The following is a 14467-nucleotide window of genomic DNA, read 5'->3' on the forward strand; positions in this document are numbered from 1 at the left end:
TGGAACGAAAAAAATGAAGGTGCTGAGGGTCTGGCATCTTATTTTAGCTACTTTAAAACGTACAAGATAGAAAATTCAACATTTTATTAAACTAATTAATAGTATATTTTATGGCAAAAGAAAAATTTGACAGGTCGAAACCGCATGTTAACATCGGGACCATCGGTCACGTTGACCACGGCAAAACCACCTTGACAGCCGCTATTACTACCGTTTTAGCCAAAAAAGGCCTTTCAGAATTGCGCTCGTTCGATTCTATCGACAACGCACCCGAAGAAAAGGAAAGAGGTATCACCATCAACACATCGCACGTTGAATACCAAACAGCAAACCGCCACTACGCGCACGTTGACTGTCCCGGTCACGCCGACTATGTTAAAAACATGGTTACCGGCGCTGCTCAAATGGACGGAGCCATCATCGTTGTAGCTGCAACAGACGGTCCTATGCCCCAAACTCGCGAGCACATCTTGTTGGCGCGTCAGGTAAACGTTCCCAGACTGGTTGTTTTCATGAACAAAGTAGACCTGGTTGACGACCCTGAAATGTTGGAACTGGTGGAAATGGAAATGCGCGAATTACTTTCGTTCTATGATTTTGACGGAGACAATACACCCGTTATTCAAGGTTCTGCTCTTGGTGGTTTGAACGGCGATCCGAAATGGGAAGAAAAAATCATGGAGCTGATGGATGCAGTAGATAACTGGATTCAATTGCCTCCCCGCGATATTGACAAACCATTCCTTATGCCGGTGGAAGACGTGTTCTCCATCACTGGTCGTGGAACTGTGGCTACAGGCCGTATCGAAACCGGTGTTATCAATACCAGTGAGGAAGTTCAGATCATAGGTTTGGGTGCAGAAGGCAGAAAATCAGTGGTTACCGGAGTTGAAATGTTCCGTAAGATCCTTGACAGAGGTGAAGCCGGTGATAACGTAGGGTTGTTGCTCCGCGGCATCGATAAAGATGAAATTAAACGCGGTATGGTTATAGCTAAACCGGGTTCAGTGAAACCTCACGATCACTTCAAGGCTACTGTTTATATCCTGAAGAAAGAAGAAGGCGGTCGCCACACACCGTTCCACAACAAATACCGTCCTCAATTTTACATTCGCACCCTGGACGTAACAGGAGAAATTCAGTTACCAGAAGGCATAGAAATGGTTATGCCGGGCGATAACTTGGAAATTGATGTGAAATTGATTTATCCGGTAGCTTGTTCAGAAGGTCTTCGCTTTGCTATCCGCGAAGGTGGACGTACGGTAGGTTCAGGACAAATTACTGCTTTATTAGACTAAAAAGCTTTACAACTCCCAAAAGCCTCCTCATCAGAGGAGCTTGGAGGGGTTGTATTTTACGGGTCTAGCTCAGTTGGTAGAGCACTGGTCTCCAAAACCAGGTGTCGGGAGTTCGAGTCTCTCGACCCGTGCAAAACGATCCGAATAATCAATGAAAAAAATAGTTGCATATATTAAAGATGCTTATAACGAACTCGTTCATAAAGTATCTTGGCCATCCAGCAAAGAATTAGCCGGAAGTACAATAATTGTGATGATAGCTTCCGTCATCATCGCTTTAATCGTATTCGGCATGGACTCTGCCTTTGAGTGGATAGTTAAATTTCTTTACGGTATTTTGTAAATTCTGAATTGAGAAGAAATGGCTGAAAGCGAAAAGAAATGGTACGTTTTACGTTCCGTTAGTGGAAAAGAGAATAAGGTCAAAGAATATCTTGAGTCAGAAATTAAAAAAACCGATTTAGGAAAGTACGTTTCACAAGTTCTCATCCCAACAGAGAAGACTTATACTGTACGTAACGGAAAGAAAGTGATGAAAGAACGCGCTTATCTTCCCGGATATGTTCTTATTGAGGCTGAACTGGTGGGAGAAGTCATTCACCAGCTTAAGAACATCAACTATGTTGCCGGATTTCTTCCCAACACCACCAACCCACAACCGTTGAGCGAAATTGAAGTGAAACGCATCCTGGGTACAATGGATGAACTGGAGGAAGCAGGCGATGAGTTGGATGTAAAATACTACGTAGGCGAAAACGTGAAAGTGACCAGCGGTCCTTTCAGCAGCTTCTCAGGCGTGGTAGAGGAAGTGAACGATGAGAGAAAGAAACTCAAAGTGATGGTTAAAATCTTCGGACGGGCTCAACTTCTCGAGTTGGGCTATATGCAAGTAGAGAAAGAATAATCAGAAATTTGGTTACGCAGATTCTGTAAATTCTTCAAGTGTTTCGAAAACAGTAATTATTAAAATCAAGAAAATGGCTAAAGAAGTTGCTGGACAACTAAAATTACAAATCAAAGGAGGAGCTGCAAACCCATCTCCCCCCGTAGGACCTGCCTTGGGTTCCAAAGGGATTAACATTATGGAGTTTTGCAAGCAATTCAATGCCAGAACTCAAGACAAAGCCGGTAAAGTGTTGCCTGTGGTAATCACTTATTATACCGACAAGTCTTTTGATTTTATTGTTAAAACACCACCCGTTGCTATTCAGTTGTTAGAAGCCAGTAAACAAAAAAGCGGATCGGCAGAACCTAACCGTAAAAAAGTTGCGGAAATTACCTGGGAACAGGTAAAGACCATTGCCGAAGAAAAAATGACCGACTTAAACTGCTTCACACTCGAATCTGCAATGAAGATGGTTGCCGGAACGGCTCGGAGCATGGGTATCTCAGTAAAAGGGGAATTTCCCGCCAATAATTAATTATAAACTTCAATTAAGACATGGGTAAACTTACAAAAAATCAAAAGTTGGCTTTGAGCAAGATTGAAGCGGGGAAAACCTACACGCTGAAAGAAGCAGCGAAACTGGTGAAAGAAATTACCACCACGAAATTCGACGCTTCAGTAGATATCGATGTGCGCCTTGGCGTAGATCCGCGAAAAGCTAACCAGATGGTCAGGGGCGTTGTGTCTCTGCCACACGGAACCGGTAAACAAGTAAGAGTTCTTGTATTGTGTTCTCCCGAAGTCGAAGCTGCTGCTAAAGAAGCAGGAGCCGACCATGTGGGACTTGATGAATATATCGAGAAAATTAAAGGAGGTTGGACTGATGTGGATGTGATCATCACACAGCCGCAGATCATGGGTAAGATCGGTGCCCTTGGCCGTATTTTAGGGCCACGCGGACTGATGCCTAATCCCAAGAGCGGAACCGTTACTCCCGATGTAGCTAAGGCTGTTCAGGAAGTAAAGCAGGGAAAAATCGACTTTAAAGTAGATAAAGCAGGTATTATTCACACCTCTATTGGAAAAGTATCTTTTGAGCCCGAAAAAATTGTTGAAAACGCAAAAGAATTTATTCAAACGTTGATCAAATTGAAACCGACGGCAGCAAAAGGTACCTATGTTAAAAGTATTTATCTTTCAAGTACGATGAGTCCGGGATTAAAAGTGGACAGTAAATCGGTAGACGAAATCTAATGGTAAAAAGAAGAAGAATCTATGAAAAAGGAAGATAAAAGCATTATTATAGAGAAGATTGCAGCTAACCTGCAGGAATACGAAAACTTCTACCTTGCTGATATTGCCACGCTCAACGCGGCAAAAACAAGCATCCTCAGAAGAGAGTGTTCCAAACAGGACATTAAGCTGCTAGTGGTAAAGAATACCTTGTTGCGTAAAGCATTGGAAAAACTTGAAGGAAACTATGAAGAACTGTATCCCATACTGAAAGGGAACACAGCCATCATGTTTTCCAACGACGCCAATGCTCCTGCTAAGCTCATTGATAAATACAATAAAAACAAGGAAAAAGTACCTGCACTAAAAGGTGCTTATGTTCAGGAAAGCTTCTTCATCGGGGCAAATACGCTGAAAGACCTTGTAAGTATCAAGAGCAAAACAGAACTTATCGGAGAAGTTATCAGCATTCTGCAATCACCTGCGAAGAATGTTATTTCGGCTCTCCAATCCGGCGGTACAATTCTCCACGGAGTGTTGAAAACGTTGTCGGAAAAGCAAAATTAATTTTCATACAACAAACAGAATTAGTAATCAATTTAATAAATACAAAAATGGCAGACTTAAAAGCATTTGCTGAACAATTAGTTAACTTAACAGTAAAAGAAGTTAACGAACTTGCTGAAATATTAAAAACAGAGTACGGTATTGAACCCGCTGCTGCAGCTGTTGCTGTTGCTGCTGGCCCTGCTGCCGAAGCTGCTCCTGCAGTGGAAGAAAAAACATCTTTCGATGTTGTTCTTAAAAGCGCAGGACAGGCTAAGCTAGCTGTTGTTAAAGCAGTTAAAGAACTTACCGGACTTGGACTTAAAGAATCTAAGGACTTAGTTGACGGCGCTCCCAGCGAAATCAAAAAAGGTGTAACAAAAGACGAAGCTGACGCTTTGAAAAAACAACTTGAAGAGGCAGGAGCAGAAGTTGAACTTAAATAAGATTTGCCTTTAACCAGGTTAATTTGGTTAGGAATCTTCTACCGGAAGATTCTTAACCTTTTGTGTCAATACATATTAGGTTCAAAAACTTACTCTCATGTCTTCAAATAACACCAACCAACGAATCAATTTTGCGTCTACAAAAAACCCACTCGATTTTCCTGATTTTCTGGAAATTCAACTCAAGTCGTTTCAGGATTTTTTGCAACTTGACGCTCCCCCCGAAAGCAGAAAAAATGAAGGATTGTATAAGGTTTTCACGGAAAATTTTCCCATTGCGGACACCCGTAATAACTTTGTCCTTGAATTTTTAGATTATTTTGTCGATCCGCCACGCTACACTATTGAAGAGTGCATAGACAGAGGGCTTACCTACAGTGTTCCGCTGAAGGCCAAACTTTATTTATATTGTACCGATCCCGATCACGAAGATTTTGCACCCGTTATTCAGGACGTTTACCTGGGAACCATTCCGTACATGACCGATAAAGGCACCTTTATCATCAACGGAGCAGAACGGGTTATCGTATCTCAATTACACCGTTCGCCCGGTGTATTCTTCGGTCAAAGCGTACATGCCAACGGCACGCTCCTCTACTCTGCCCGGATTATACCGTTCAAAGGTTCATGGATTGAATTTGCTACGGACATCAACAACGTGATGTATGCGTACATCGACCGAAAAAAGAAATTACCTGTAACCACTTTGCTTCGCTCCATAGGTTTTGAAAGCGATAAAGATATCCTTGAAATCTTCGACCTTGCCGAAGAGGTGAAAGTAAGCAAAGCCAACCTGAAAAAGGTTATTGGTAGAAAACTAGCCGCCCGCGTGCTGAAATCGTGGATGGAAGACTTCGTGGACGAAGACACCGGCGAAGTAACTTCCATAGAAAGAAACGAAGTAATCATTGAGCGGGAAACTATTCTCGACCAGGGGCATATCGATGACATCCTGGAAGCGGATATCTCCTCCATCCTGTTGCACAAGGAGACTTCCAACTCGTCCGATTACTCCATCATATACAACACCCTGCAGAAAGACCCCAGCAATACGGAAATTGACGCCATCCGGCATATTTACCGTCAGCTTCGCAGTGCAGAACCGGCAGACGATGCCAGTGCACGCGAAGTGATCAACAACCTTTTCTTCTCCGAGAAACGGTACGATTTGGGAGACGTGGGGCGCTACAGAATGAACAAAAAACTGGGTCTCGATATCGATGAGAGCATTCGTGTATTAACGAAAGAAGACATTATTGAGATTATTAAATACCTCATCGAGCTCGTGAACTCCAAAGCGGTGGTGGACGATATAGATCACCTGAGCAACAGGCGTGTCCGTACCGTTGGGGAACAACTATACTCTCAGTTCGGTGTTGGCTTGAACCGCATGGCGCGCATTATCCGTGAAAGGATGAACGTGCGTGACAATGAAGTGTTCACCCCCATTGACCTGATCAATGCAAAAACCATCTCTTCCGTTATCAATACGTTCTTCGGCACGCATGCGCTGTCGCAGTTCATGGATCAGACCAATCCGTTGGCAGAGATCACGAACAAACGCCGTCTTTCTGCGTTAGGCCCCGGCGGCCTCTCACGTGAACGTGCCGGTTTTGAAGTGCGTGACGTGCATTATACGCACTATGGACGTCTGTGTCCGATTGAAACACCCGAGGGGCCCAATATCGGCCTTATTTCTTCGCTCTGCGTTTACGCCAAAATCAACGACCTGGGCTTTATCGAAACGCCCTATCGCAAAGTTGAAGACGGTGTGGTTAATACCCGGAACGAAGAAGTGGTTTATCTTTCAGCGGAAGAAGAAGAAGAAAAAGTGGTTGCACAAGGAAACGCTCCGTTAAACGAGAGCGGCGAGTTTATTTTACCGCGTGTGAAATCGAGGCTCGAAGCTGACTATCCGCTTGCCACACCCGAGGAAGTGGACCTGATGGACGTTTCGCCCATGCAGATCGCTTCTATTGCCGCATCACTTATACCGTTCCTTGAGCACGACGATGCCAACCGCGCACTTATGGGGTCGAACATGATGCGTCAGGCGGTTCCGCTTATTAAAAATGAAGCTCCTATTGTCGCCACCGGTATAGAAGGTCGGCTGGTTAAAGATTCCCGTACACAATTGATGGCCGAAGGAAACGGAGAGATCATTTACGTGGATGCCACCACCATCAAGATAAAATACGACAGGACGGAGGAGGAAGAGTTTGCCAGTTTTGAGGATTCTATCAAGACTTACGACATTCCTAAATTCCGTAAAACCAACCAGAATACAACCATCGACCTGCGTCCGATTTGCAAGTTGGGACAAAAAGTTTCCAAAGGCGATATCCTGACCGAAGGTTTTGCTACGGAGAACGGAGAGCTTGCTTTGGGCCGGAACCTGAAAGTGGCGTTCATGCCTTGGAAAGGATACAACTTTGAAGACGCTATTGTTTTGAACGAAAGGCTGGTCAGCGAAGATGTATTTACTTCGGTTCACGTGGAAGAGTTCTCTCTCGAAGTGCGTGAAACCAAACGTGGGTTAGAGGAACTTACTTCCGACATACCCAACGTAAGTGAAGAGGCCACCAAGGATCTCGATGAGCACGGTATTATCCGTGTGGGTGCACGCGTTAAGCCGGGCGATATTCTGATTGGAAAAATTACTCCGAAAGGGGAATCCGACCCATCACCCGAAGAAAAACTGCTTCGCGCCATCTTTGGCGACAAGGCAGGCGACGTGAAAGATGCTTCTCTAAAAGCTTCACCATCACTTAAGGGTGTGGTTATCAATACAAACCTATTCTCGAAAGCCGCTAAGAAAGGCAAAAGCAAGTTGTCGAACAAAGCGCTTCTTCCCAAACTCGACGAAGAGTATGAGAACAAGATGGAAGAACTGAGAAAGTTGCTTATCGATAAACTCCTGCACATTACCGAAGGCAAGACGTCTGCCGGCGTGAAGGATTACACCAATATGGATATTGTTCCCAAAGGAGCTAAATTCACCCTGAAGGTTCTTTCGGATATCGATTACCAGTCGGTTCAATTGAGCAAGTGGACAACCGACGCTCACAAAAACCAATTGATCCGCACAACGGTCATCAATTACCTGCGCAAGTTCAAGGAACTGGATGCAGAGCTTAAGCGCAAGCGTTTCGACCTGACTATAGGCGACGAGCTTCCCTCGGGAATTATGCAGATTGCCAAAGTATATGTGGCCAAAAAACGCAAAATCCAGGTGGGTGACAAAATGGCCGGACGCCACGGTAACAAAGGTATCGTGTCGAAAATTGTCCGTTCGGAAGACATGCCTTTCCTTGCCGACGGAACTCCGGTTGACATTGTGCTGAACCCACTGGGCGTACCTTCACGTATGAACCTGGGGCAGATTTTCGAGACGGTGCTCGGATGGGCTGGAAAAGAACTCGGCGTAAAATTTGCAACACCCATTTTCGACGGCGCATCGTTAGATGACCTGAACGAATGGACGGACAAAGCCGGTATTCCCCGCTACGGGAAGACCTACCTGTACGACGGAGGAACAGGCGAACGTTTTGACCAACCGGCTACCGTGGGCATCATTTATATGTTGAAACTCGGACATATGGTGGAAGACAAGATGCACGCCCGGTCCATCGGCCCATACTCGCTCATCACGCAGCAACCCCTCGGCGGGAAAGCCCAGTTCGGGGGACAGCGTTTTGGAGAAATGGAGGTTTGGGCGCTCGAGGCTTTCGGCGCGTCGCACATCCTGCAGGAAATCCTGACCGTTAAATCCGATGACGTTGTCGGACGTTCAAAAGCTTACGAATCCATCGTGAAGGGAGAAGCAATGCCGCAAGCCGGCATCCCCGAATCGTTGAACGTACTGCTTCACGAGCTTAAAGGCTTGGGATTGAGCGTAGAACTTGATTAATAATAACTCTTTATAAAACAACAATATGGCATTTAGAAAAGAAAATAAAATAAAGAGTAGCTTTTCAAAAATAACCATCAGTTTGGCATCTCCCGAACAAATACTGGAAAGTTCATTCGGCGAAGTGTTAAAACCTGAGACCATCAACTACCGCACCTACAAACCGGAGCGCGACGGTTTATTTTGCGAACGCATTTTCGGCCCCGTAAAAGATTACGAATGCCATTGCGGCAAATACAAGAGAATCCGTTACAAAGGTATTGTCTGCGACCGTTGCGGAGTTGAAGTTACTGAAAAGAAAGTACGCCGTGAGCGTACCGGACACATCCACCTGGTAGTTCCTGTGGCACACATCTGGTATTTCAGGTCATTACCCAACAAAATAGGTTATCTGCTGGGTATTCCTACCAAAAAACTGGATTCTATCATCTATTACGAAAGGTATGTGGTGATCCAGCCGGGCGTACTTGAAGATAAAGTAGCTGAAAAAGACTTGCTGAGCGAGGAAGAATACCTGAATTTGTTAGACACGCTCCCCAAAGACAACCACCTCCTGGAAGATACCGATCCCAACAAATTCATAGCCAAGATGGGGGCTGAAGCCATCCTGGACATGCTGGAACGCATCAACCTGGACAAACAGGCCAACCAACTGCGCTACCGCGCAAGCACAGACACCTCCCAGCAACGCAAGAACGAAGCATTGAAACAACTTCAGGTAGTGGAAGCGTTCAGAGGATCCAAAAGCGTGAATAAACCGGAATGGATGATCATGAAGGTGATTCCCGTGATTCCGCCCGATTTACGCCCGCTGGTACCGTTGGACGGCGGACGTTTTGCCACTTCCGACCTCAACGACCTGTATCGCCGGGTAATTATCCGCAACAACCGCCTGAAAAGGCTGATCGATATTAAAGCACCCGACGTGATCTTGCGCAACGAAAAACGTATGTTGCAGGAAGCCGTTGACTCTTTGTTCGACAACTCCCGCAAATCAAGCGCCATTAAAACCGACTCCAACCGCCCGCTGAAATCGCTTTCAGACAGTCTGAAAGGGAAACAGGGACGCTTCCGTCAGAACCTGCTCGGTAAACGTGTGGACTATTCCGCCCGTTCGGTTATTGTTGTCGGACCCGAGCTTAAGATGCACGAGTGCGGGATACCCAAAGACATGGCCGCAGAACTCTACAAGCCATTTATCATCCGCAAGCTCATTGAGCGCGGTATTGTAAAAACGGTAAAATCAGCAAAGAAAATCGTTGACAGGAAAGAACCTGTGGTTTACGATATCCTGGAGTACGTGATGAAAGGACACCCTGTCCTTCTGAACCGGGCCCCCACCCTTCACCGTTTGGGTATTCAGGCCTTCCAGCCTAAACTCATCGAAGGGAAAGCCATTCAGCTTCACCCGCTATCGTGTACGGCATTCAACGCCGACTTCGACGGTGACCAGATGGCCGTTCACTTGCCACTTGGCAACGAAGCTATCCTGGAAGCACAGATCCTGATGCTGGCTTCGCACAACATCCTTAATCCCGCTAACGGTGCACCCATTACCGTTCCGTCGCAGGACATGGTGTTGGGATTGTATTACATCACCAAAATCCGTCCTGGAGCCCGTGGCGAAGGCATGACTTTCTACGGCGAAGAAGAAGCTATTATCGCATACAACGAAGGCAAAGTGGACATTCACGCACTGGTGAACGTTTTGGTTGATGATATCGACGAAAACGGGGATCCCTTACGCAAGATGCACCAAACCACCGTTGGGCGTGTGATTACCAACGAGTATATCCCAAAAGAAGTGGGATACATCAATGAATTGCTCTCGAAAAAATCGCTCCGCGACATTATCGGAAAGGTCATCAAGACTTGCGGAGTGGCGCGTACCGCCCAATACCTGGACGACATCAAGGACCTGGGGTACAAAATGGCGTTCAAGGGCGGATTGTCTTTCAACCTCGAAGATGTGATTATCCCGAAAGAGAAGGAAGACCTTATCCAACAGGGTTACAACGAGGTGGAACAGATCATGGAGAATTACAACATGGGGTTCATCACCTACAACGAGCGCTACAATCAGATCATCGATACATGGACGCACATCAACTCCAAGTTATCGAATATCCTCATGAAGCAGCTTGCCGAAGACGACAAAGGATTCAACTCCGTGTACATGATGCTCGATTCGGGCGCTCGTGGTTCACGCGAGCAAATCCGACAGCTTTCCGGCATGCGTGGTTTGATGGCTAAACCGCAAAAAAGCGGTGCCGAAGGGGCTCAAATCATCGAAAATCCCATTCTTTCAAACTTCAAGGAGGGACTTTCGGTATTGGAGTACTTCATCTCCACTCACGGTGCACGAAAGGGTCTTGCCGATACCGCACTGAAGACGGCCGACGCCGGTTATCTGACCCGCCGTTTGGTGGACGTTTCCCAAGACGTCATCATCAACGAAGTGGACTGCGGCACCCTTCGCGGATTAGTTGCCACGGACATCAAGAATAACGACGAGGTAATTGCTTCGCTTTACGAACGTATCCTAGGACGAGTTTCCGTGCACGACGTTCCTCACCCCACCACCGGAGAAATACTGGTGAGTGCCGGAGAAGAAATTACGGAAGAGATCGCTGAAAAAATAGACAAATCACCCATCGAACGCGTTGAAATCCGTTCGGTACTTACCTGCGAATCCCGCCACGGTGTTTGTGCAAAATGCTACGGAAGAAACCTGGCTACCGGACAAATGGTGCAAAAAGGAGAAGCTGTGGGTGTTATTGCTGCGCAATCCATCGGGGAACCGGGTACACAGCTTACGCTGCGTACGTTCCACGTGGGAGGTATCGCTTCCAACATTGCCGCCGAAAACAGGATAATCACCAAGTATGACGGTATCTTAGAATTCGAAGAGCTTCGTTTTGTGGAAACCCAGGACGCTGAAGGCAAAACCTACAAGGTGGTAGTGAGCCGGTTGGTGGAAATGCGGATCATTGACCCCAACACCCGGATCGTCCTGTTGTCGCACAACATCCCGTACGGTTCCAAGCTGTACTTCAACGATAACGACAAAGTGAAGAAAGGCGACCTGATATGCGAATGGGACCCCTTCAACGCAGTAATTATCTCCGAAGCAACCGGTAAGATCAAGTTTGAAAATTTCCTGGAAGGTATTACCTACAAAGTAGAATCGGACGAACAAACCGGATTGAAAGAGAAAGTCATTATCGAATCGCGCGACAAGACAAAAGCTCCATCGGCCCATATCGTGAATCAGGACGACGACGTACTTCGTACGTACACATTGCCGCTCGGCGCTCACATCGTGAAAGGTGAAGACGACGAAATCAAAGTGGGCGACGTACTGGTAAAAATTCCCCGCGCAATTGGAAAATCGGGTGACATTACGGGAGGTCTTCCTCGCGTTACCGAATTGTTCGAAGCGCGTAACCCCTCCAATCCAGCTGTCGTTTCCGAAATTGACGGTGAAGTATCGTTCGGTAAGATCAAACGCGGTAATCAGGAGATTTCCATCACGTCTAAAACGGGAGAAATCAAGAAATACCTTGTTCCGCTGTCAAAACAGATACTTGTACAGGAGAACGACTTTGTACGTGCCGGCATGCCGTTATCCGACGGTGCTATCACTCCGGCAGACATTTTGGCGATCATGGGTCCCACTGCCGTACAGGAGTATATCGTGAACGAAGTTCAGGATGTATACCGTTTGCAGGGTGTGAAGATCAATGACAAGCACTTCGAAGTGATTGTCCGTCAGATGATGCGTAAGGTAGAAGTGGTTGAGCCGGGCGACACCCGTTTCCTGGAACAGCAATTGGTCGACAAGCACGAGATGATGGAAGAAAACGACCGTATCTGGGGTAAAAAAGTGATCATGGATGCGGGAGATTCCCAAATCTTCGAGCCGGGACAAATTGTTACCGTTCGCAAGCTGCGCGATGAGAACAGTTCGTTGAAACGCCGCGACCTGAAATTGGTTGAAAGCCGCGATGCTATTCCGGCAACCGCCAATCAGGTGTTGCAGGGTATCACACGTGCCGCACTGCAAACCACCAGCTTTATGTCAGCCGCTTCGTTCCAGGAAACCACCAAGGTGCTGAACGACGCAGCCATCAACGGAAAGGTAGACACGCTGGAAGGGTTGAAAGAAAACGTCATTTGCGGCCACTTGATTCCGGCCGGAACCGGCTTGAGGGAATACGAAAAAATAATTGTAGGCTCAAAAGAAGATTTCGATAAGATGAATGCTAACAGGCGTTCGCCCTTGTATCAGGAAGTAGAAGAAGAGGCATAACGGGACAGGTATCCCGACGCTGTTAAATAAATAAACCCGCAGGATGGTGCGAACCACCTGCGGGTTTTGTTTATTACACCCCTATCCAGGTGTGTAGGGTTAAGGGAGTTATTGCTGTTCCAGCTTCAATGTTCTGCTCGGCTGATCGCATACTTCGGTCGGCCCGAAATACTGAATGGGCCCCGGATAAACATAATCGGTCTCAATCGCCCATTTTTCCCGTTGGCTGGCAAAGTACCGGAACGGATTGCCGTCGAGCTTAACCAGTGCCTTTTGTATAACCGGTTTCATCTCCCCGTGACGACGCTCCATGTTCATCATCATCGTAATGGGTATCCCGCCGGCAATCCATTCAGACGCGGGAGCAGTTGTGTTGCGTACCGATGACATGTATCCTGTTTTACCTGCTGCAACTAACATCGAAGCAGTATATCCCAACGAGTAGCAGTAATCCGCATCGTAATTAGACGGTGCGGCACAACGGCCTTCGTATCCGAAAAAGTGGGTTATGGTAGCAAATTTTCCCGAATATTTTCCGTCTTTTTTCCACTCGTCGAGCCGGGTTTTTACCATTTCCGCCAACAGTTTTTCCGTTTCTATCAAGGAAACCTGTACGTTTCCGTGGGGGTCACGGTCTAGCGTTAACTGGCGCGCAACCGTTTCAGGAAGACTGGCATAAATTTCGGAATTTTTAGGTGAAAGTTTGCCTATGATGTAATCTCGTTTTCCCGAACGGCGTACCAAATCGAACTCAGCCTGGTTGTGTGCCAGGAAGTCATTCAACTCAGCTATCAGCGCCTTCATGGCTGGAATAAACTCAATCAGACCTTCCGGAATCAACACCGTTCCAAAATTCATTCCCTTTTCTGCGCGATGTAACACTACGGTGGCAATATCGTTAACAACATCGTCGAGCGATTGCTGCTTCGCTTCCACTTCCTCAGACACGATACAAATATTGGGTTGTGTCTGTAACGCACATTCCAGGGCGATGTGTGAGGCAGAACGTCCCATCAGTTTAATGAAGTGCCAGTACTTGCGTGCCGAATTACAGTCGCGTTGGATGTTTCCAATTACTTCGGAGTAGACCTTACAAGCGGTATCAAAGCCAAACGATGTTTCTATCTGTCCGTTTTTAAGGTCACCGTCAATGGTTTTCGGACAGCCAATTACCTGCACACCGGCATTAATGGATTTGTAATATTCGGCCAGCACACATGCATTGGTGTTAGAATCGTCTCCACCAATAATAACCAGCGCCCGGATATTGAGTTTCTTCAGGATTTCCAATCCCTTGTCAAACTGTTCTTTCTCTTCGAGCTTTGTACGTCCCGAACCAATAATATCAAATCCACCCGTGTTTCGATATTCATCGATAATATCCGCAGTAAGTTCTTTATACTCGTGGTTTACCAGTCCCGCAGGCCCTAGGATGAACCCATAAAGCCGGCTGTCTGAATTCAACCGTTTGATTCCGTCAAAGATTCCGGCAATCACATTGTGTCCGCCGGGAGCTTGTCCACCGGACAGAATAACACCCACATTTACGGGATTCTCCAATCCCATTTCTCCCCGGGACTCTTCAAAAGTGATGATGGGCATTCCGTACGTGTTGGGAAACAGTTTTTTTATCTCCTCCTGATTGTTCACCGATGCAGTAGCTGCACCCTCTTTGGGCTGCACATTACCGTTCAGGACCTGTGGCGTCTTGGGAACATAGCTTGCCCTTGCAATTTGTAAAGCACTTTTTGACATTTCGTTCTAATATTTAATGGATTTATTTCTTATTGATGGTTTACCTGAAAAAGAGTCCAAATTTAGCAATTTTTTCCGAAA

General features: G+C 46.5%; 10 protein-coding genes and 1 tRNA gene. 10 read left to right on the plus strand and 1 reads right to left on the minus strand.

Features of this window, described 5'->3' with window-relative positions; genetic code table 11:
• The first annotated feature begins 110 nt into the window (after nt 1-110).
• The 10 genes from tuf (at nt 111) to rpoC (ending at nt 12631) form a co-directional block, all read left to right on the plus strand.
• Entirely contained in the window at nt 111-1298 is a 1188-nt protein-coding gene (tuf, locus tag KCV26_01575) for an elongation factor Tu (protein WZX37107.1), read from the plus strand.
• 58 nt (nt 1299-1356) lie between these two features.
• Nucleotides 1357-1429, plus strand: a tRNA-Trp gene (locus KCV26_01580).
• A 20-nt stretch (nt 1430-1449) separates the two neighbouring features.
• A complete protein-coding gene (gene secE / locus KCV26_01585; protein ID WZX37108.1) occupies nt 1450-1641 on the plus strand; it encodes a preprotein translocase subunit SecE in 192 nt (63 codons plus the stop codon).
• An 18-nt stretch (nt 1642-1659) separates the two neighbouring features.
• Entirely contained in the window at nt 1660-2202 is a 543-nt protein-coding gene (nusG, locus tag KCV26_01590; protein ID WZX37109.1) for a transcription termination/antitermination factor NusG, read from the plus strand.
• Nucleotides 2203-2275: 73 nt separating this feature from the next.
• The gene (gene rplK, locus KCV26_01595) at nt 2276-2719 is read left to right on the plus strand and encodes a 50S ribosomal protein L11 (protein ID WZX37110.1); all 444 of its coding nucleotides are present in this window, start codon (nt 2276-2278) and stop codon (nt 2717-2719) included.
• 20 nt (nt 2720-2739) lie between these two features.
• Nucleotides 2740-3438 carry a 50S ribosomal protein L1 gene (rplA, locus tag KCV26_01600; GenBank protein WZX37111.1) on the plus strand — a complete coding sequence of 233 codons (699 nt, stop codon included), beginning with the start codon at nt 2740-2742 and terminating at the stop codon, nt 3436-3438.
• A gap of 21 nt (nt 3439-3459) precedes the next feature.
• Nucleotides 3460-3984 (plus strand): 50S ribosomal protein L10, encoded by a 525-nt coding sequence (locus tag KCV26_01605; GenBank protein ID WZX37112.1) that lies wholly within the window; start codon nt 3460-3462, stop codon nt 3982-3984.
• 47 nt (nt 3985-4031) lie between these two features.
• Entirely contained in the window at nt 4032-4409 is a 378-nt protein-coding gene (rplL, locus tag KCV26_01610) for a 50S ribosomal protein L7/L12 (protein WZX37113.1), read from the plus strand.
• A 97-nt stretch (nt 4410-4506) separates the two neighbouring features.
• Nucleotides 4507-8319, plus strand: a complete 3813-nt coding sequence (gene rpoB, locus KCV26_01615; GenBank protein ID WZX37114.1) for a DNA-directed RNA polymerase subunit beta — start codon at nt 4507-4509, stop codon at nt 8317-8319.
• A gap of 25 nt (nt 8320-8344) precedes the next feature.
• The gene (rpoC, locus tag KCV26_01620) at nt 8345-12631 is read left to right on the plus strand and encodes a DNA-directed RNA polymerase subunit beta' (protein ID WZX37115.1); all 4287 of its coding nucleotides are present in this window, start codon (nt 8345-8347) and stop codon (nt 12629-12631) included.
• Between the two features lie 108 nt (nt 12632-12739).
• On the opposite strand, the gene KCV26_01625 is transcribed toward rpoC, so the two are convergent.
• The gene (locus tag KCV26_01625; protein WZX37116.1) at nt 12740-14386 is read right to left on the minus strand and encodes a diphosphate--fructose-6-phosphate 1-phosphotransferase; all 1647 of its coding nucleotides are present in this window, start codon (nt 14384-14386) and stop codon (nt 12740-12742) included.
• Nucleotides 14387-14467: the final 81 nt, after the last annotated feature.

It is taken from the genome of Petrimonas sulfuriphila, assembly GCA_038561985.1.
Taxonomy (GTDB): Bacteria; Bacteroidota; Bacteroidia; order Bacteroidales; family Dysgonomonadaceae; genus Petrimonas; species Petrimonas sulfuriphila.